Source organism: Rhodococcus sp. IEGM 1351, from assembly GCF_030056875.1.
Lineage (GTDB): Bacteria > Actinomycetota > Actinomycetes > Mycobacteriales > Mycobacteriaceae > Rhodococcus_F > Rhodococcus_F opacus.
In genome coordinates, this window is sequence record NZ_JASHKU010000144.1 from 1 (window position 1) to 255 (window position 255).

General features: G+C 65.1%; 1 protein-coding gene. It reads right to left on the reverse strand.

What is annotated here, in order from left to right; genetic code table 11:
• On the reverse strand, nucleotides 1-255 hold a 255-nt coding region (locus tag QM806_RS41115; protein ID WP_283295077.1), incomplete at both ends, for an IS3 family transposase.

The window sequence follows — 255 nt, forward strand, 5'->3', positions numbered from 1 at the left end:
ACTGCCGCCTGACGAGGTCGTCATGGACCGGTGGCCCGGATCGGCGATGAAGTCCGCGCTTCTTGGCGAACACCGAGAAGATCCGCTGCTGCGAACACAGCCGGTGGACGCGGTTCTCGCCGGCGACGATGCCGTGGGCGGGTAGCTCGTCGGCGATGAACCGGTATCCGAATTCCGGATCGCCGGCGTGGATATCGAGTGCGGCGTTGATCAGATGGGCATCGTCCCAATCCCGTCGGGACACGGGATCGGTGT